This window comes from Streptomyces sp. CA-142005 (genome assembly GCF_050942335.1).
In the GTDB taxonomy this organism is placed as follows: Bacteria; Actinomycetota; Actinomycetes; order Streptomycetales; family Streptomycetaceae; genus Streptomyces.
Genome location: NZ_CP192078.1, coordinates 5,024,881 through 5,042,984, shown reverse-complemented (window position 1 = coordinate 5,042,984; position 18,104 = coordinate 5,024,881). Strand labels below are relative to the sequence as shown.

Genomic DNA, 18,104 nt, shown 5'->3' with positions numbered 1-18,104 from the left:
GCCCCGGTCGCCGCTGGCCCGCACACCTCCGGTGTCTACCGTTCCTCGGCCAGCCGTGCCGGAAACCCCCCGGTCGCCACCGGTCCCCACCGTTCGGGTGTCACCCGGATGATGGACTTGCCCTGCTTGACCATCGCCTCCCGGGCCCCTCTTGTCTGCGCCTCTCGCACTGCTTCGCAGGCTTCGAGGCGCTGCGCCGGACTCCGTCCGTCGAGTGGGGTTGAGCGGCGTCTACCGGTCCTCGGCCAGCCGTGCCGGAAACCCCCCGGTCGCCACCGGTCCCCACCGTTCGGGTGTCACCCGGATGATGGACTTGCCCTGCTTGACCATCGCCTCCCGGTACTCGTCCCAGTCGGGGTGTTCGCCGGCGATGTTGCGGTAGTACTCGACCAGGGGTTCCACCGAGTCGGGTGCGTCGATGACCTCGGCCGTGCCGTCGATCTGGACCCAGGGGCCGTCCCAGTCGTCGCTCAGGACGAGCACGCTGACCTGCGGATCCCGCTTGGCGTTGCGGGTCTTGGCGCGCTCGGGGTAGGTGGAGACGACGATCCGCCCCGAGTCGTCGACCCCGCAGGTCAGCGGGGAGGCCTGCGGTCCGCCGTCGGCGCGGCGGGTGATCAGCAGGGCCCGGTGACGGGGTCGTACGAAGTCCAGCAGCTCATCCAGCGATACGCGGGTGTTGGTAGCGATGTTCGGTGCCATGGGGGCAGCCTAGGGGCAGTGCGCGCCCCCGTGGCTGACCCTGCTGTGCCTACGCCTGGGGCAGCGAGTCGCCCTGGACCGCCTGGATGTCCAGCTCCACCTTCAGCGTCGTACCGACCGCGGCGATACCCGCCTGGAGGACCTGGTTGTAGTTCATCGCGAAGTCCTCGCGGCGCAGTTCGGCCGTCGCCCGGAACGCGGCCCGCGTGCCGCCCCAGGGGTCGGCGCCGGTGCCGAGGTAGGCGAGGTCCAGGTCCACCGGTCGTACGACCCCGTGCATGGACAGCTCGCCGTGCACGGTCCAGCGGTCGGAGCCGGCCTGGGTCAGACCGGTCGAGCGGTAGGTGATCTGCGGATGCTGCTCGACGTCGAGGAAGTCCGCGGACTTCAGATGCCCGTCGCGCATGCCGTTGCCCGTGTCGATGGACGCGGCCTTGATCACCGCCTCCACGCGGGACTTGGTGACGTCGTCCGGTGCGATCTCGATCGTGCCGCCGAACTCGGTGAACCGCCCGTGCACGCTGGAGATCCCCAGGTGCTGGGCGACCGCGGCGACGGAGGAGTGCACCGGGTCGATGGTCCAGGGCCCGGGCGGCGGCAGCTCGGTGCCGCCCTGCCGGGCCAGCGTGACCGTGCCGACCTCGGCCCGGCCGCTGGCGGTGACGATCGCGGAGGAGGCCGCGGGCGCGTATCCGACGGCCGTCACGATCACCGTGTACGCCCCCGGCGCCAGCTCGGTGGCATCCCGTACGGCTCCCTCGGCGTCCGCCTCGGCGCGCAGCACCTGCGTACCGGTCATGTCGGTCACCGTGACGACCGCGTGCGACACGGCCCACCCGTCCCGCGTGCGGATCTTCGCGGTCAGTCCCATCCCGTTTTCTCCCTGCAAAGCCTTACAAATTGGTCGTATGAAACCGGCCCGTGGCGCACACACGACGGTATGTGTGCCACGGGCCGCGAGTGAACTACTCGCCGGGGTGGGCGAGTTCGATCTGGTGGCCGTCGACCCCGGTGCCGGCGACGGTCAGGGCCGTCGCCACCGGCGGGTAACCCGTCGCGATGACGGTGTACTCGCCGCTGTCCAGGTCGGTGAAGGCGTACGCGCCGTCCGTGCCGGTGGTGGCGGTGCCGACCACGTTGCCCGCCTGGTCGACGAGCGTCACGCGGGCGTCGGCCAGCGGACCGTGCGGAGCCTTGACGACACCCTGGAGGCGGGCGCCGGCGTCCAGGTCGATCTCGACCCGGGTGACCCCGGTGGCGCCGATCTCGACCGGCAGGGCGCGCGGCCGGAACCCGCTCGCGTTGACGGCCAGGGTGACCGTGCCCGGCACCAGGTCGGTGAGGGCGAAGTCGCCCTGCTCCCCGGTGGCGGCGGTGGCCAGCAGATCACCGCGCACGTCGGTGACGATCACCATCGCGTCCTTGACCGGCAGCGCGCTCCCGGCGGCCCGGACCACACCGGTCAGCCCGCTGGTGCCGCTGAGCAGGATGTCGTACGCCAGCGGTTCCTCGCCCACCACGACGGTGGAGGCCTGCGGCTGGTAGCCGTCGGCGGAGGCGATCAGGACGTACGACCCCGTGCCCGGGGCGTCGACGGAGTAGGAGCCGTCGGCCTGGGCGACCGCGCGGCCCAGCTGGCGGCCGGACAGCGAGATCAGGGTGACCGCGGCCTGCGGGACCGGGGCGCTCTCGGCGCCGCGGACGAAGCCGTGGACCGGGGTGCCGCCGCCCGCGCCGGTGCCGGGCTCGGCGACGGTGGCGACGGCGGTCATCTGCCGGGTGGCGGTCGCGGTGGCCGGCGCGCCCTGGAAGCGGTCCGCCGCGACGACGGGCTCGGCCCAGCTGGGCACCCGTTCCCGGGCCGGAGCCTCGGCGGCGGCCTCCGTGGCGGCCTCCGCGACGGAGGCCGGGACCTCGGCCGGAGCCTGGCCCTCGGCGGCCTGCGCGAGCGCGCCCTTGGTCTTCAGCGGGACCTCCTTGATGAACAGCGTGATCAGGAACGCGACGGCGGCGAGGCAGCCGGCGATGAAGAAGACATCCGCGATGCCGTGGCCGTAGGCGCTCTCCAGCAGCGTCCGGATGGGCGCCGGGAGCTTGTTCATGTCCGGGATGCTGTCGGTGGAGCCGGAGCTGCCGGCCAGGGCGGCCTGGTACTTGGGGCTCAGGGCGGAGACGCCGTCCTGGACGTAGTGCGTGATCCGGCGGGACATCACCGCACCCAGCGCGGAGACGCCGACCGCACCGCCGAGGGAGCGGAAGAAGGTGACCGTGGAGCTGGCCGAGCCGAGGTCGGAGGGCGCCACCTGGTTCTGCGTGGCGAGCACCAGGTTCTGCATCATCATGCCGATGCCGAGACCCAGCAGGGCCATGAAGATGGCCATCTTCCAGTAGTCGGTGTCGTACCGGATGCCGCCGAGCAGCAGCAGGCCCGCCGTCACCAGGACGCCACCGCTGACCAGCCAGGCCTTCCAGCGGCCGGTGCGGGTGATGAACTGACCCGAGACGGTCGAGGAGACGAACAGACCGCCGATCATCGGGATGGTCAGGACGCCGGACATCGTCGGGGACTTGTCGCGGGCGAGCTGGAAGTACTGGCTGAAGAACACCGTGCCGGTGAACATCGCGATACCGACGAACAGCGAGGCCAGCGAGGCCAGTGTGATCGTGCGGTTCTTGAACAGGCGCAGCGGGATGATCGGCTCGCTCGCCTTGGACTCGATGAGCACGAAGATCGCGCCGAGCACGATCGAACCGCCGACCATCGCGTACGTCTGCCAGGACACCCAGTCGTACTTGTCACCGGCGAAGGTGACCCAGACCAGCAGCAGGGAGACGGCGGCGGAGATGAAGGTCGCTCCGGCCCAGTCGACCTTGACCTCGCGCTTGACCACGGGCAGGTGCAGGGTCTTCTGCAGCACGATCAGCGCGATCACGGCGAAGGGGACACCGACGTAGAAGCACCAGCGCCAGCCCAGCCAGGAGGTGTCGGTGATGACACCGCCGAGCAGCGGGCCGCCGACGGTGGCGACGGCGAAGGTGGCACCCAGGTAGCCGGAGTAACGGCCGCGCTCACGCGGGGAGATCATCGCCGCCATGACGATCTGCGCCAGGGCGGACAGACCGCCGACGCCGATGCCCTGCACGACACGGCAGGCGATCAGCATGCCCGGGTTCTGCGACAGGCCGGCCGCCATCGAGGCGACGACGTAGATGACGAGGGCTATCTGGACGAGAGCCTTCTTGCTGTACAGGTCGGCGAGCTTGCCCCACAGGGGAGTGGCCGCGGTCATCGACAGCAGGGCGGCGGTGACCACCCAGGTGTAGGCGGACTGGCCGCCGCCGAGGTCCCCGATGATGTGCGGCAGGGCGTTGGAGACGATCGTGGACGACAGGATCGCCACGAACATGCCGAGCAGCAGCCCGGACAGGGCCTCCATGATCTGCCGGTGCGTCATCGGGGCGTGGCCTGTGCCTTCCCCGTGCTTGGCGTGAGCCCGCACACCGGCTGGTGTGGTCGTTGCCATGGGCTTCCTTTTCTTACGTGCTTGCGGGTGTACGGGTGGTCTCTTCGACTACGGGAGTGCTCGTCCGGGCCACGGCCGCGGGGATCCGGACCGGGGCGGACCGGCAGTCGCCGAAGGACGCGCGCAGCCGGGTCATCAGCCGGATCAGCTGGCCGACCTCGTCGTCGGTCCAGTCGGCGAGCCGCTCGGCGAGCAGATGCGTGGTCCGCCGGGACAGCTCGTGGAGCTCTTCCAGGCCCGCGGGTGTCAGCCGCAGGATGCGCGAGCGCTTGTCCGCGGGGTCCGGGTGCCGCTCGATCCAGCCGCGCGCGGCGACGTGCGCGACATGCCGGCTGGTGACCGACATGTCCACGGCGAGCAGCTCGGCGAGCTTGCTCATGCGCATGTCTCCGTGGCGGCCGAGCAGGGTCAGCACGGCGGCCGAGCCGGCCGGACAGTCGGGCGGCAGGATCCGCCCCAGGTCCCGTTTCACGGCTCCGACGGCACTGAGCTGACGCGCCAGCTCTTCAAACTGCGCCTGCCCGGCCATCACACCTCCCGTATCGTTGCTTGAGGCAACCATAGCCCTGTTTGGTTGCTGCAGGCAAATAAACGGGGATCCAGCCACGCAAAAACTTGGCAAAGGCAAGTATTGCAGTCGTAAATATGCAGGTCGGTGCGGGTGAGGTGCCCCCCTCTGTCCCGGTGGCCCCCCACTTGGGCGGCCCGGCCCGTCTTCGCTAAGGTCTCGGGCCATGGCTAACACCCAGGGCCCCCAGGGCAATTACGACCCCGCCGGCAGCACCCAGATGTTCCGCGCGTTCGTCGACGAGGCCCCTCAGGGCCGCCAGCAGCAGGCCGCGGCCCCCTCCGGCCCCCGGATCGGCCTGATCATCGGTGTCATCGTCGCCATCGCCGTGGTGGCCGGCGTCGCCTGGCTGGCGATGAAGTAGGACCGCCTGAAGGAGAACCGGCCGAAGCAGGGCCGGCTTCCGGCGATCACTTCCACTGGACGGACACGTCCCGCGTCTCGATGTGCATGCCGAGCGGCACGCGCCAGGCGTCGACGCACACCGTCCAGGTGTGGTCCTCGTGCGCGCCCGGCGCGATCGGCACCGGGAGGTCCACCGTCGAGCCGACCGTCCCCCAGTCGATACCGAGCGCGCCGATGACGTGCGTCCCGAAGGTCACCGAGCCCGCCCGCACCGCCGTACCTCCGGAGTTGTCGAACCCGACGGTCACCTTCTGACACCAGCGCCGGTCCGCCGGCCGTGTCGTGGGGTCGCCCCAGGTGAGATCGGCGGGGGTGGGGGTCTTGCCGTTGCCGTTGCCGGACGTGGGCCTGGGCGCCGGGGCGGGCGAGGTGGCGGGCGGTGTCGTACGACTGTCCGTGCCGGTCGGACCGGGGGTGGCGGGGGAGCCGTCACCGCCGGGACCGGTGGCGGTCCGCTCCGGAGTGTCCGGGCTGCCCGAGGCGGCGGTATCGCCGGAAGCCGGCGCACCGCCAGGGGAGTTACGGCCGCTCCTCTTCCCGCTCGTGCTCCTGCCTCCGTCGAGCGGCACCAGCGTCACGGATCCCGTCGGAGTGACCGAGCCCGGCCCGCTCTGCCCCGAGCCGACCGCGACGTAACCCCCGCCCGGACCGTCGCCCCCGCACGCGGCCAGTACCCCGCCCAGGACGACGACGGCCGCCGACGCTGCCGTAACGGCGTCTCGGCGGCCACGTGTCCATGTCGCCCACGCGGGCCCTGTCGCTCGCAGCATCGGGCCATGGTGGCTGACGTGTCGTCAGATGGGAACCCCTGAGGCGGCACACGGTCAGGTCCCGCGCATGGGGTTGCGGTGGGGGCTACGCGCCCGCGGAGCGCGGGGAACTGCGCGACCGGCCTCGACGATGCCGCAGACGAAAGACGGCAGATCCCGGCACTTCCCCACTCGCCACCACCCGCGCAGCGCTAGTCGGAGATCAGCCCCTCCCGCAGCTGCGCCAGCGTCCGGGTCAGCAGGCGCGAGACGTGCATCTGGGAGATGCCGACCTCCTCGCCGATCTGGGACTGGGTCATGTTGGCGAAGAAGCGGAGCATGATGATCCGGCGCTCCCGGGGCGGGAGCTTGGCCAGCAGGGGCTTGAGGGACTCGCGGTACTCCACGCCCTCCAGGGCCGTGTCCTCGTAGCCGAGCCGGTCGGCGAGCGAGCCCTCGCCGCCGTCGTCCTCGGGGGCCGGGGAGTCCAGCGAGGAGGCGGTGTAGGCGTTGCCGACCGCGAGGCCGTCGACCACGTCCTCCTCGGAGACGCCGAGCACGGCGGCCAGCTCGGTCACCGTCGGGGAGCGGTCCAGCTTCTGGGACAGCTCGTCGCTGGCCTTGGTGAGGGCCAGACGCAGCTCCTGGAGGCGGCGCGGGACGCGCACCGACCAGGACGTGTCCCGGAAGAAGCGCTTGATCTCGCCGACCACCGTCGGCATGGCGAACGTCGGGAACTCCACGCCCCGTTCGCAGTCGAAGCGGTCGATCGCCTTGATCAGGCCGATGGTGCCGACCTGGACGATGTCCTCCATCGGCTCGTTGCGCGAGCGGAAGCGCGCCGCCGCGTAGCGGACCAGCGGCAGGTTCAGCTCGATCAGGGTGTCCCGGACGTAGGCCCGCTCGGGGCTGTCCTCGCCGAGCGCGGCGAGCCGCAGGAACAGGGAGCGGGACAGGGTCCGGGTGTCGATGTCCCCGGAGGCCGGCGGGGCCGGGAGGTCTGCGGCCGCCGGGGCGGTCGGGGACGGCACGGCGGCGAGGGCCGTGACGCCCTCGATGCCGTCGAGGACGTCGAGTGCGTCGAGCTCCTTGGGCGCTGCCTCGCTGGTCGCGGGCGTCAGCACCTTCGAGCTGCCCTGGTCTGCGGACATGCCACCCCCTTTGGGTCGCGGGACGGTCGTGGCGGCGCTGTCTTGCGAGCAACGCAGCCTTCACCTGAATACCGGCGCCGAAGGCCCGGCAAACGCGTCTCCCGCAGAATGTCACATGTCGGCAACACGCTGTAGTGACATGTCGACATGTGAGAAGTGAATCAGCCCTGGAAAGGCGGGGTCTGACGCTTTATAAGGGTCCAACTGTCGGCATCTGCACTGGTGAGCGATTCGCTCTCGATGGTGATGCATCGATCGGGTTTGCGATGCAGGCGGTGATCCCGCACGTGCTTCCGTGCGCCTGTCGTGCTCCGCCCCGGGAGCTTCTACGCGTCGATGCGATTCGCCGAGCGCAGTCGCTGGAAGCTGCGGGCGAGGAGGCGGGAGACGTGCATCTGGGAGACGCCGAGTTCCGCGCTGATCTGCGACTGGGTGAGATTGCTGTAGTAGCGCAGGAGAAGGATTCGCTGTTCGCGTTCCGGTAGTTGGACGAGGAGGTGGCGGACCAGGTCGCGGTGTTCCACGCCGTCCAGGGCCGGGTCCTCGTAGCCGATCCGGTCCAGCAGGCCGGGCAGCCCGTCGCCCTCCTGCGCGGCCTCCAGCGAGGTGGCGTGGTACGAGCGGCCCGCCTCGATGCAGCTCAGCACCTCCTCCTCGCTGATCCTGAGCCGCTCGGCGATCTCGGCGGTGGTGGGCGAGCGCCCGAAGAGCGTGGTGAGGTCCTCGGTGGCGCTGTTGACCTGCACCCACAGCTCGTGCAGCCGGCGGGGTACGTGGACCGTGCGGACGTTGTCCCGGAAGTACCGCTTGATCTCGCCGACCACGGTCGGCATGGCGAAGGTGGGGAACTGCACGCCCCGGTCCGGGTCGAACCGGTCGATGGCGTTGATCAGGCCGATGGTGCCGACCTGGACCACGTCCTCCATGGGCTCGTTGCGGGAGCGGAAGCGGGCGGCGGCGTAGCGCACGAGCGGGAGGTTCGCCTCGATCAGCGCCCCCCGCACCCGGTGGTGCTCCGGCGTACCCGGCGTGAGGTCCTTCAGCTCGGCGAAGAGGACCTGGGTGAGGGCGCGGGTGTCGGAACCGCGCCGTTTCTCGGGGGGGACGGGGGCGGGGTCGGAGGAGGGAGCGGGGGCGGCGGAGGGGTCGTCGGAGGAGGGGGCGGAGGCGCAGGAGGAGGCGGGGGCGGGTGCCTCCTCCTGGGGCGGCGCAGTACTGGCCGACACGGTCAACGCCACCTCTTCATCGCTCAATCATCGGTCAAAAGCGGTCATAGCATCACAAGACATGTGCACTGTGTGCAAGCACCGCATAACCCCGTGTTGTGTTCAAACTCCACCAAGTTGGGGAGTAAGACGCACGAAAGCCCCCAGCCGTTCCGGCGGGGGGCTCGCGGGTGGAAGTGGTCAGAATTCGTAGTCGGCGATCACCCACGTGGCGAACTCGCGCCACAGCGCGACCCCCGCCTGATGGGCCGGGTGCTCCAGGTAGCGCTTGAGGGCGTCGGTGTCCTCGACCGCCGAGTTGATCGCGAAGTCGTAGGCGATCGGCCGGTCGGTGATGTTCCAGGCGCACTCCCAGAAGCGCAGCTCCTCGATCTGCCCGCCGAGGGCCTTGAAGGCCTCCACGCCCGCCACGACCCGCGGATCGTCGCGCTCGACGCCCTCGTTGAGCTTGAAGAGGACCAGGTGACGGATCATGGGATGTACCTCAGCTCTTTGCTCCGTTGGCGAGCCAGGTCATGAAGGTGCCGATGGCCTTGGCCGCGTCCGATATGCCCTCGAAGCCTATCTGGACGTAGTCGGCCGCCTTGGCCGGGTCCGTGATGATCACGTACAGCGCGAAGACCACGAGCACGTATACGGCGATCTTCTTGGCGTTCACCGCCACCGCGGCCTCCCCTGTGCGTGCGCCTTGCGAGCCCCTGTTGCCGGGCGCGAGTGTAACCTTCGCGCTCTTTTCAAGGACCAACGGGCCGCCACCCGAGGTCTTTTGCGTCCCATCCTCTCGACGCACGAAGGGCCCCGTCTCTCGACGGGGCCCTTCTTCGAGCGGTAGCGGAGGGATTTGAACCCTCGGTGACTTGCGCCACACTCGCTTTCGAGGCGAGCTCCTTCGGCCGCTCGGACACGCTACCGAGGGAGACCTTACAGCACAGGACGGCGTGGTCAGAAATCGGTATTCAGCGGTCCCGGAAAAACTCGGTGAGGACGCGGGCGCACTCCGTCGCGAGGACGCCCTCGACGACCTCCGGACGGTGATTGAGCCGCCGGTCGCGGATCACGTCCCACAGCGAGCCCGCCGCGCCCGCCTTCTCGTCCCGGGCGCCGTAGACGACCCGGTCGACGCGGGACTGGACGATCGCGCCCGCGCACATCGTGCACGGCTCCAGGGTGACCACGAGCGTGCAGTCGGCCAGCCGCCACTCCCCGAGCAGGGCGGCGGCCCGCCGGATCGCGAGGACCTCCGCGTGGGCCGTGGGATCGCCGGTGGCCTCGCGCTCGTTGTGCCCGACGGCGAGCACCGTCGTACCGTCCGGGGACAGTACGACGGCGCCGACGGGGACGTCCCCGCCCCGGCCGGCCCGTTCGGCCTCGGCCAGGGCGAGTCGCATCGCGGCCCGCCAGCGGTCGCGTACCGGGTCCGGTGCGGCGGCCGGGTTCCGGGCGGTCAGCGGACGGTCTCCAGCACCTCCGAGGCGCCCAGGGCCTCGGCGATCGTGCCCAGCGCGTCCTCGGCGTCCAGCGAGCGCAGCTCCTTCTCGCTGATGCCCAGGTCGTCGAGGATCTGGCTGTCGCCCACCGGGCTGTGCGGAACGGCGTCGGCGGCGGCGCCCTCCTCGTCGTCCTCGTCGGACTCGGACTCGCCGTCCTCCGTGCCGTCGAGGTCGAGGGAGTCCAGGTCGGGGCCGTCGTCGGCACCCGGCTCGCGGCCGAGCAGCTCGTCGGTGAGCAGCAGCTCGCCGTACGCGCTGCGCTGGGCGGCGGCCGCGTCCGAGACGTAGATGCGAGGGTCGTCCTCGCCGTCCACGCGGACGACGCCGAACCAGGAGTCCTCCTGCTCGATCAGCACGAGCACCGTGTCCTCCTCGGGAGAGGCTTCACGGGCCAGGTCGGCAAGATCCGACAGGGTCTCCACATCGTCGAGCTCTGTGTCGCTCGCTTCCCACCCGTCTTCGGTGCGCGCGAGCAGTGCGGCGAAGTACACCGTGACTCTCCCACTGGTCATAGGCGTGCCGGTTGGGGGTCCCCCCGGCGGAGGTACGTGGGCGGAGAGAGCTGGGCTCCGAGCCCCACCCACTCGGAATCGTGGCAGAAACAAGGCGTTCAGGGGACGTCTTCGGCGCCCTGTGTCTTGCAGCCACCTGCGGATCGTACGCGGCTTTTCCAGCCGCTCACGCACGCCCGCCTTGCAAACACCGGTGTGTGCGCGGATCTTCCTCAGCCTGAACTTGCTTACCGGGTCTTGTCCCAGCGGATTCCCACGAGGATTCCCAAGCGTGTCCCTCCCGCAATCGGTCTACCAGCGGAGTGTCCGCAATGCGCCTCGCGTGGCGCGGCGGGGCGTCCGGCTCCGGTACGGCGGCACCGCGCACCGCGGGCTCACGCGTCACACCAACCCAGTTCCGTCCCTCCCACTTTCCCTCGGACGGCCGCGTCGACGCCAGGGCCGGAGGGGTGGCGGCCGGGGGTTCCGCCGGGGGTCCGGCCGCGGGTACGCCGGGACGGGCGGCGGCCTCGGCGCGGGTACCGTTAGGGGCATGCGTCTCCATGTCGTCGACCACCCCCTGGTCGCCCACAAGCTCACCACGCTGCGCGACCAGCGCACCGACTCCGCGACCTTCCGCCGGCTCGCCGACGAACTGGTCACCCTGCTCGCCTACGAGGCCACGCGGGACGTGCGCACCGAAGCCGTCGACATCCGGACCCCGGTCGCCGAGACGACCGGCGTCAAGCTCGCCCGCCCGCGCCCGCTGGTCGTGCCGATCCTGCGCGCCGGCCTCGGCATGCTGGACGGCATGGTCCGGCTGCTGCCGACCGCCGAGGTGGGCTTCCTGGGCATGATCCGCAACGAGGAGACGCTGCAGGCCTCCACCTACGCCTCGCGCATGCCGGAGGACCTCTCGGGCCGCCAGGTGTACGTCCTGGACCCGATGCTGGCCACGGGCGGCACGCTGGTCGCGGCGATCCGGGAGCTGATCAAGCGCGGTGCGGACGATGTGACGGCGGTCGTCCTGCTCGCCGCTCCCGAGGGCGTCGAGGTCATGGAGCGGGAGCTGGCGGGGACGCCGGTGACCGTGGTCACCGCGGCCGTGGACGACCACCTCAACGAGCACGGGTACATCGTGCCGGGACTCGGGGACGCGGGAGACCGGCTCTACGGGGCGGCCGAGTAGAGCCGCACGTCGCTACGGCCCGGCGCCCCTGACGGGGCGCCTCTCAGCAGCTCTTCTTCGTAGAGGCCTTCGGTGCGGGTGCGCTCAGCCTGGTCAGCGCCTGCTCCGCGGCCGCCGGCTTGTCCAGACCCTTGAAGCCGTCCCCCAGGATGAGGTCGAGGTCGGCGCCCTTGCGGGTATCGGTGCGCTGTTCGGCGCCGGCCAGCTGGGTCGCCAGCACCTGCAGCGAGGTGTTCCGGGCGGCGGCCGGTCCGAGCAGTATCCCGGCGCTCTTGACCTTCTTGTCGAACTCCCCGGGCGCGTTGCCCACGTCACCGATCTTGAAGCCGCGCTTCTTCAGCTCGTCGGCGGTGGTCTTGGCGAGGCCGGTGCGCTCGGTGGCGTTGTAGACGTTCACGGTGATCTGGCCCGGCTTCGGCAGGGCCTTCACCTGTGCGGCCGTGTCCGCCTTGGGGTGGCAGTCGGTCTTCGGACCGGCCGCCGATGCCTTCTTGCCGCCGGTGAAGACGTCGATGAGCTGCAGGGTGCCCCAGCCGATCAGGCCGAGCACGGCGACGGACGCCACCACGGCGGCCACGAGCCTGGCGCGTCGGCGCGGCGGACGCATCCGAGGGTATTTGTCCCCCGTGATCCGGTACTTGCCGCCCATGCCAGGGGGAGTGAGCATGCTCATGGGCGCAGCGTAGTGCGCCCGGGCGGCGCTGCCTATTAGATGATCAGTCGATGCCGCTCAGGGGAACCCGAAAGGGTCAAGGGGCAGGACGGTGTCGCGCCGGTCAGTCGAGTTCGAGCACCCGTGCGTGCAGCACCTGGCGCTGCTGGAGGGCGGCGCGGACCGCGCGGTGCAGCCCGTCCTCCAGATAGAGGTCGCCCTGCCACTTCACGACGTGCGCGAAGAGGTCGCCGTAGAACGTCGAGTCCTCCGCCAGCAGGGTCTCCAGGTCGAGCTGCTGCTTGGTGGTCACGAGCTGATCGAGGCGGACCGGGCGCGGCGCGACGTCCGCCCACTGCCGGGTGCTTTCCCGGCCGTGGTCGGGGTACGGCCGGCCGTTTCCGATGCGCTTGAAGATCACACGGAAAGCCTACCGGTCAAGACGTTCCGGGCGCAGCCATGGCGGCGGAGTGCGGCGCTTGAAAAGATGCCGCAAATGGGTCATAGGTGCTGTTACCAGGAAACAGCTCCTGCGAACAGGTGGCCGAGACCAGTGGCGGCGAGACCGGGACCAAGCCCCTCCTGCCGATCGCCGAGCGGATTCCGGCACGGCGGATTTCCCCCGTACGGCGGCCGGGAGACCGCCGTACGCACGTCGGCACCGCCCGGCGGAGGCGGTGGCCCGCCCCCGCCGGTGCCGGTTCAGCGGTTGCGTTCCTCGGGCGGCCGCTGCGGTTCGTCCTTGTGCTTCTGCTCCGGCTTGGGCGCCGTCGACCGCCGGGCCTCCGCGCGCAGCAGGGCGCGCAGGACGGCGTAGGGATCCATGGGCATGACTGTGCTGCTCCTTGCGTCTGGTCTCGTGTCTGACTGGCCGGTGGCCCGCCTTTCGCGGGGACGCGGTCGGTCAGCAGCGCAGGACCACCGTGCGGAGCAGGGGCGGGGCGTACGGCGCCCGCGGTGTGCCGGGGCGGGTCCGTGCCGCCGCCCGGCCGGGCGCCCGGCCGGGGAGGGGTGCGGGCCGCTCGGGTCCGTCGGCCCGGTGGACGGCGGGGGCGGGCGGCCGTAGGACCGTGTCGAGGACGTCGTGCTCGAAGGCCTCGGCGGGGGTGCCCGGCACGTGGCCCGCCTGGGCCTGCGCATGGGCGACGGGCACCCACAGGGCGAGGAGCAGCACGAGCACCCGCAGCCAGGTTCGGCTGCGGGGGACGCTCGCGGTCCTGCTCACGTCGGGTGTGTCCCCGGGGCGTGGGGGGTGTGCAGCACGCCGGGGCCGAGATCCGCCCGCTCGGCGTAGGCGGGGGCATGGTGGTTGACGCCGGTGTTCACAGCGTCCGCGGGATCGCCTTGGCCCGGCCGCGGATGCCGAACGCGGTGACGATCTCCGCGAGTCCCACGACGAGCAGCCAGATGCCGGCGACGACGGTCAGCACGGCGACCGAGCGGAACGGCGAGTCGATGAGCACGATCCCGGCGATGAAGGTGAGCACCCCCAGGCAGATCTGCCAGGCCCGGCCGGGCATCCGGGAGTCCTGCGCGGCGGCGATGGTCTGGGTGATCCCGCGGATCAGCCAGCCGATGCCGATCCACAGGGCGAGCAGCAGGATCGACTGCATGGGCCCGCGGAAGCAGAGCAGGCCGAGCAGGATCGACAGGGCGCCGCTGATGAAGGCCAGCACGCGCAGGGAGGTCGTCTTGTGCGTGCCGAACGCGGAGACCACCTGGAAGATGCCGCTGATCACGAGGTAGACGCCGAAGAGGACGCCGGCGACGAGCAGGGAGTGGCCGGGCCAGACGAGCACCAGGACACCGAGGATCAGCGAGGCGATCCCGGTGACCAGGACCACCTGCCAGGCGGCCTGGGACAGGGCGTGCAGGGGACCCTCGAACGGCGGCTCGGGTTCCCGCCGGTCGCCCGGCGGCGCGGTCGCGTGCACGTTCCGGTCGTCGTACTCACGGCCCCACTCCGGACCGGTGTTCGGTGCCTCGGTCATGGTTCATGCTGTGAACGGCGGAGGCGGACCGGCCATCGGGGAGGGCCGGTCGAGTGATGTCCAGGCGCCCTTTCACGTGGGGCGACCGGTCCGGCCGAGGGGCGCGGGGCGGTATCGACATGCGGCTCCGCCGCGTGGGCGCGACCGGCCCACCGCGCACCCGCAGCCGACAACCGGCCGAACCCGCCCCGACGCCTATCGCCCCGACTTGCCGGAGGCCTTCGCCGCCGCCTTCATCTCCTGCTTGTGCGCGCGGACCTTGGCCAGCGACTCCGGCCCGGTGATGTCGGCGACGGACCGGAAGGACTCGCGTTCGCCGTACGCCCCCGCGGCCTCCCGCCAGCCCTTCGGCGCGACGCCGAGCTGCTTGCCGAGCAGCGCGAGGAAGATCTGCGCCTTCTGCTTGCCGAACCCGGGCAGGTCCTCCAGCCGCTTCAGCAGCTCGGCACCGGTCGGCACATCCCGCCAGACCCCCTCCGCGTCCCCGTCGTAGTGCTCGACGAGGTACTGGCACAGCTGCTGGATGCGCTTGGCCATCGAGCCCGGGTAGCGGTGCACGGCCGGCTTCTCGGCGAGCAGCGCGGCGAAGGTCTCCGGGTCCATCGCGGCGATGTCGTGCGCGTCGAGATCTCCGGCCGCTCCGACGCCGAGCCGGTCGGCGATGGTCCGGGGTCCCTTGAACGCCCATTCCATCGGGACCTGTTGGTCGAGCAGCATGCCGGTGAGCGCGGCGAGCGCGGACCGCCCGAGCAACGCGTCGGCGTCGGGGTCCTGGGCGAGGTGCAGGGTGACGTCCATGCGTCGATGGTGGCGCGCCGACGCGCGCGGCGCAGCCGGGGTGGCCCGACAGCCGCTCCGTCTCTCGCGTACGATCCCTTCACGGAGAAGTTAGGCAAGGCTAACCTAAAGCAGAAGAGGGCTTCCGGGTGACCATCGAGACGTACCGCGACGCCTGGGGCATCCCCCATCTACGGGCCTCCAGCACCCTCGAACTGGCCCGCGCCCAGGGCCGGGTGAGCGCGCTGGACCGAGCCTGGCAGCTGGAGGTCGAACGCCACCGCTCCCAGGGCACCTCGGCCGCCTTCCTCGGCGCCGGAGCCCTCTCCTGGGACGTCCTCGCCCGCCGGGCCCGCCTCGACGACACGGCCCGCCGCTGCTTCGCCGCGCTGGAACGCCGGGACCCGGAGACGGCCGACTGGGTCCGGGCGTACACCGACGGCGTCAACGAGGGCCTGCCGGCCGGTGCCCGCCGGGCGCCCGAATTCACCCGCACCGGCCTCACCCCCGCCCCCTGGCAGCCGTGGACCCCGCTCGGCGTCTGGCTCGCCACCCACCTGCTGTTCGCCGGCTTCCCGGCCAAGCTCTGGCGCGAGCGGGCGATACGGCACCTCGGTCCCGACGCCGTCGGCCTGTTCGCCACGGACGGCCCCGGCACCGCGGGCAGCAACGGCTGGCTCGTCTCCGGCGCCCGTACCGCCACCGGGCACGCCCTGATCGCCGGCGACCCGCACCGCTTCATCGAGGACCCCGGCGTCTACCAGCAGATCCACCTCGCCTGCCCCGAGTTCGACGTCGTCGGCCTGGCCGTGCCGGGCGTCCCCGGCATCGCCCACTTCGGCCACACCGGCACGGTCGCCTGGGCCATCACCAACGCCATGGCCGACTACCAGGACCTGTACCGCGAACGCCTGCGCCGCACCGGCGCCGGCGTCCAGGCCCTCGGCCCGGACGGCCACTGGCACCGGGCCGCCCGGCACACGGAGACGGTACGGATCGCGGGAGAGCCGCCGGTCGAGATCGAGGTGATCGAGACGGCGCGGGGCCCGGTGATCGCCGGGGGGCCGGAGGGCCTTCAGGGGCGCATCACGGCTTCCGCAGATGACGACGAAAGCGGTCCTGGTGCCGGTGAGGACACCGCCCTGGCGCTGCGTTACCCACCCCGTGTCACGGAAGATCTCGGCTTCAGCGCCCTCCTCCCCCTCCTCAGGGCCCGCACGGTCCAGGACGTCGACCGGGCCCTGGACGCCTGGGCCGAGCCGGTCAACGTCGTACAGGCCGCCGACACCGGCGGCGGCACGCTCCACCGCGTCGCCGGCCGCGTACCGGTCCGCGCGGCGGCCAACCGCCTCCACCCGGTCCCCGCCTGGCAGCCCGGCCACGACTGGCACGGCTGGCAGGAAACCCCGTACGCCCCCCTCGAAGACGGCATCGCGGTGATGGCCAACCAGCGCGGCCTCGCCACCCCACTCGGCGTCGAATTCGCCCCGCCGCACCGCGCCGACCGCATCCGCACCCTCCTCGACACGCGCCGCACCTGGACCGCCGACGGCATGCCGGTGATCCACACCGACACCCACCTCGCCTCCGCCGCCCCGCTCCTGGACCACCTCGCCGCCCTCGACGGCCTCACCCCCGCCGCGGCCCGGCTGCGCGACCGCCTGCTCGCCTGGAACCGCCGCATGGACGCCGACAGCACCGACGCGGCCGCCCACGCGGCGGTGCGCGGCGCGGTCGTACGCCACCTCGCCGCCCACCCGGTGTTCGCCCCGCTCGCCGAGCCCCCGGCCTGCCCGGAGGTCCTGCTCCCCTGGCTGGCCCTCGTCCCGCGCATCGGCTACGCCCTCGAACACCTGCTGCGCGCCGAGGAGTTGTACGGCATCGACCGCCCGGCCGCCGTCCGCGCGGCCCTGGAGGAGGTGGCCGCCCAGCCCCGGTCCGGCACCTGGTCCGACACCCACCGCCTCGCCCCCTGGCGCGCACTGCCGTACCCGGAAACACGACAGGACCCCGAACCCGGACTCGCCGGGGACCACGACTGCGTGCTGTGCACCTCCGCCGTCCCCGGTCTCACCGACCGTGCGGCCCGCGGCCCGGCCGCCCGTTACGTCTGGGACCTCGCCGACCGCGCGGACAGCCGCTGGGTGGTCCCCTTCGGCGCCGACGGCGTCCCCGGCGCAGCCCACCACCGCGACCAACTCCCCTTGTGGCTCAAGGGAGAACTGGTCCCCGTCGTCACCGACTGGACCCTGCTGACCTCGGAACCCGCCGAGGAGACCCGATGACCGAGCCCACCGCCCCGTACGAGCAGCACGTCGTCGGCTTCGGCGCCGTCCGCATCCGCCCCCTCGACCCCGCGTCCGACGCGGACGTGATCCACCGCTGGGTGAGCGAGGAACGCGCGGTCTTCTGGGGCATGAACGGCCTCACCCGCGACCAGGTCGCCGAGATCTACGCCCACATGGCCGGCCTCGACACCCACCACGCCCACCTCGTCACCAAGGACGGCGCGCCGGCGGCCCTGTTCCAGACGTACGAGCCGGCCGCGGACCGGGTCGGCGCGTGCTACGGCGTCCGCCCCGGCGACCTCGGCGTCCACGTCCTTCTCGGCCCGGCCGGTCCCGACGGCCCGCGCCCCGGCTGGACTTCGGCGCTGCTGACCGTGATGACGACGTACGCGCTGCGGGCCCTGGACCGGCGCCGGCTCGTGGCCGACCCGGACGTACGCAACACCAAGGCGATCGCCCGCTTCGAACGCCAGGGCTTCGTGCGCGGCCCGGCGGTCGTCCTGCCCGAGGTGGACCTCCCCGATGTGTACCTGCCCGAGAAGCACGCCCAACTGGCCTTCCTGGACCGGGAGGTGGCCTTCCCCGGGTGACGACGACCCCCGAGGACCTGATCGCGCACTACGGCCCCGAACCCATCACCAGCGAGGGCGGCCTGTTCCGGCGCACCTGGGAGTCCAGCCGATCCAGCCTGCCCGGCATGACGGCGGCTGAGTGGCGCACGGTCGTCGGCACCGGCCTCACCAGCGTCTTCGCCTGCCCCCAGGCCACCGCCGCGCATATGCGGGCCCGCGGTGGCGGCACCCTCACCCACATCGCCTCCATCGAGCCGCCTGTCCCGCGCCCGTACGCCGCCGGCTTGGCCGACCCGGTGAGCAAGGCGGCCGGTCTGTCCGTACGTTAG

Annotated in this window: 22 protein-coding genes and 1 tRNA gene; 5 read left to right on the top strand and 18 right to left on the bottom strand. The window is 71.7% G+C overall.

The window, feature by feature from the left end:
* Nucleotides 1–231: 231 nt before the first annotated feature.
* From ACQPXS_RS23710 to ACQPXS_RS23695, 4 genes are all read right to left on the bottom strand, one after another.
* Entirely contained in the window at nt 232–702 is a 471-nt protein-coding gene (locus ACQPXS_RS23710; RefSeq protein WP_433451263.1) for a PPOX class F420-dependent oxidoreductase, read from the bottom strand.
* A 49-nt stretch (nt 703–751) separates the two neighbouring features.
* The gene (locus tag ACQPXS_RS23705; RefSeq protein ID WP_351802704.1) at nt 752–1,573 is read right to left on the bottom strand and encodes a YceI family protein; all 822 of its coding nucleotides are present in this window, start codon (nt 1,571–1,573) and stop codon (nt 752–754) included.
* Between the two features lie 94 nt (nt 1,574–1,667).
* Nucleotides 1,668–4,226, bottom strand: a complete 2,559-nt coding sequence (locus ACQPXS_RS23700) for an MFS transporter (protein ID WP_433451262.1) — start codon at nt 4,224–4,226, stop codon at nt 1,668–1,670.
* Between the two features lie 13 nt (nt 4,227–4,239).
* On the bottom strand, nt 4,240–4,755 hold the full coding sequence (locus ACQPXS_RS23695; protein WP_433451261.1) for a MarR family winged helix-turn-helix transcriptional regulator: 516 nt from the start codon (nt 4,753–4,755) through the stop codon (nt 4,240–4,242).
* Nucleotides 4,756–4,960: 205 nt separating this feature from the next.
* On the opposite strand from ACQPXS_RS23695, the gene ACQPXS_RS23690 reads away from it, so the two are divergent.
* A complete protein-coding gene (locus ACQPXS_RS23690) occupies nt 4,961–5,158 on the top strand; it encodes a hypothetical protein (RefSeq protein ID WP_153540132.1) in 198 nt (65 codons plus the stop codon).
* A 46-nt stretch (nt 5,159–5,204) separates the two neighbouring features.
* Here the strand turns inward: ACQPXS_RS23690 and ACQPXS_RS23685 are convergent, their stop codons facing one another.
* From ACQPXS_RS23685 to ACQPXS_RS23650, 8 genes are all read right to left on the bottom strand, one after another.
* Nucleotides 5,205–5,969 (bottom strand): hypothetical protein, encoded by a 765-nt coding sequence (locus ACQPXS_RS23685; RefSeq protein ID WP_433451260.1) that lies wholly within the window; start codon nt 5,967–5,969, stop codon nt 5,205–5,207.
* 191 nt (nt 5,970–6,160) lie between these two features.
* The gene (locus ACQPXS_RS23680) at nt 6,161–7,099 is read right to left on the bottom strand and encodes an RNA polymerase sigma factor SigF (RefSeq protein WP_356301064.1); all 939 of its coding nucleotides are present in this window, start codon (nt 7,097–7,099) and stop codon (nt 6,161–6,163) included.
* Between the two features lie 326 nt (nt 7,100–7,425).
* The gene (locus ACQPXS_RS23675; RefSeq protein WP_351803192.1) at nt 7,426–8,331 is read right to left on the bottom strand and encodes an RNA polymerase sigma factor SigF; all 906 of its coding nucleotides are present in this window, start codon (nt 8,329–8,331) and stop codon (nt 7,426–7,428) included.
* Between the two features lie 174 nt (nt 8,332–8,505).
* On the bottom strand, nt 8,506–8,799 hold the full coding sequence (locus ACQPXS_RS23670) for a Dabb family protein (protein WP_351802694.1): 294 nt from the start codon (nt 8,797–8,799) through the stop codon (nt 8,506–8,508).
* 10 nt (nt 8,800–8,809) lie between these two features.
* Complete coding sequence (locus ACQPXS_RS23665) at nt 8,810–8,989, bottom strand: hypothetical protein (protein WP_351802692.1); 180 nt, start codon at nt 8,987–8,989, stop codon at nt 8,810–8,812.
* Between the two features lie 162 nt (nt 8,990–9,151).
* Nucleotides 9,152–9,236, bottom strand: a tRNA-Ser gene (locus ACQPXS_RS23660).
* Nucleotides 9,237–9,281: 45 nt separating this feature from the next.
* Nucleotides 9,282–9,713: a tRNA adenosine(34) deaminase TadA gene (gene tadA, locus ACQPXS_RS23655; RefSeq protein WP_356301068.1), complete on the bottom strand. Its 432-nt coding sequence runs from the start codon at nt 9,711–9,713 to the stop codon at nt 9,282–9,284.
* A gap of 56 nt (nt 9,714–9,769) precedes the next feature.
* Nucleotides 9,770–10,306, bottom strand: coding sequence for a hypothetical protein (locus ACQPXS_RS23650; RefSeq protein WP_356301262.1), 537 nt, complete (start codon nt 10,304–10,306; stop codon nt 9,770–9,772).
* Nucleotides 10,307–10,859: 553 nt separating this feature from the next.
* Between ACQPXS_RS23650 and upp the strand changes: the two genes are divergently transcribed.
* Nucleotides 10,860–11,495 (top strand): uracil phosphoribosyltransferase, encoded by a 636-nt coding sequence (gene upp / locus ACQPXS_RS23645; RefSeq protein ID WP_351802688.1) that lies wholly within the window; start codon nt 10,860–10,862, stop codon nt 11,493–11,495.
* Nucleotides 11,496–11,538: 43 nt separating this feature from the next.
* On the opposite strand, the gene ACQPXS_RS23640 is transcribed toward upp, so the two are convergent.
* From ACQPXS_RS23640 to ACQPXS_RS23615, 6 genes are all read right to left on the bottom strand, one after another.
* Nucleotides 11,539–12,168, bottom strand: a complete 630-nt coding sequence (locus tag ACQPXS_RS23640; RefSeq protein WP_433451259.1) for a LytR C-terminal domain-containing protein — start codon at nt 12,166–12,168, stop codon at nt 11,539–11,541.
* Between the two features lie 103 nt (nt 12,169–12,271).
* A complete protein-coding gene (locus tag ACQPXS_RS23635; protein ID WP_004943146.1) occupies nt 12,272–12,568 on the bottom strand; it encodes a type II toxin-antitoxin system VapB family antitoxin in 297 nt (98 codons plus the stop codon).
* Nucleotides 12,569–12,849: 281 nt separating this feature from the next.
* Nucleotides 12,850–12,978 carry a hypothetical protein gene (locus tag ACQPXS_RS23630; RefSeq protein ID WP_351802684.1) on the bottom strand — a complete coding sequence of 43 codons (129 nt, stop codon included), beginning with the start codon at nt 12,976–12,978 and terminating at the stop codon, nt 12,850–12,852.
* 73 nt (nt 12,979–13,051) lie between these two features.
* On the bottom strand, nt 13,052–13,372 hold the full coding sequence (locus ACQPXS_RS23625) for a hypothetical protein (protein ID WP_433451258.1): 321 nt from the start codon (nt 13,370–13,372) through the stop codon (nt 13,052–13,054).
* A gap of 97 nt (nt 13,373–13,469) precedes the next feature.
* On the bottom strand, nt 13,470–14,138 hold the full coding sequence (locus ACQPXS_RS23620; protein ID WP_433451257.1) for an HdeD family acid-resistance protein: 669 nt from the start codon (nt 14,136–14,138) through the stop codon (nt 13,470–13,472).
* A 195-nt stretch (nt 14,139–14,333) separates the two neighbouring features.
* Nucleotides 14,334–14,936, bottom strand: a complete 603-nt coding sequence (locus ACQPXS_RS23615) for an HhH-GPD-type base excision DNA repair protein (protein WP_433451255.1) — start codon at nt 14,934–14,936, stop codon at nt 14,334–14,336.
* A 128-nt stretch (nt 14,937–15,064) separates the two neighbouring features.
* On the opposite strand from ACQPXS_RS23615, the gene ACQPXS_RS23610 reads away from it, so the two are divergent.
* From ACQPXS_RS23610 to ACQPXS_RS23600, 3 genes are read left to right on the top strand one after another with little or no spacing between them, the layout of a single operon-like run.
* Nucleotides 15,065–17,200, top strand: a complete 2,136-nt coding sequence (locus ACQPXS_RS23610) for a penicillin acylase family protein (protein WP_433451254.1) — start codon at nt 15,065–15,067, stop codon at nt 17,198–17,200.
* On the top strand, nt 17,197–17,793 hold the full coding sequence (locus ACQPXS_RS23605) for a GNAT family N-acetyltransferase (RefSeq protein ID WP_433451253.1): 597 nt from the start codon (nt 17,197–17,199) through the stop codon (nt 17,791–17,793). The genes ACQPXS_RS23610 and ACQPXS_RS23605 overlap by 4 nt, the downstream gene beginning before the upstream one ends.
* Nucleotides 17,790–18,104, top strand: coding sequence for a hypothetical protein (locus ACQPXS_RS23600; protein WP_433451252.1), 315 nt, complete (start codon nt 17,790–17,792; stop codon nt 18,102–18,104). The genes ACQPXS_RS23605 and ACQPXS_RS23600 overlap by 4 nt, the downstream gene beginning before the upstream one ends.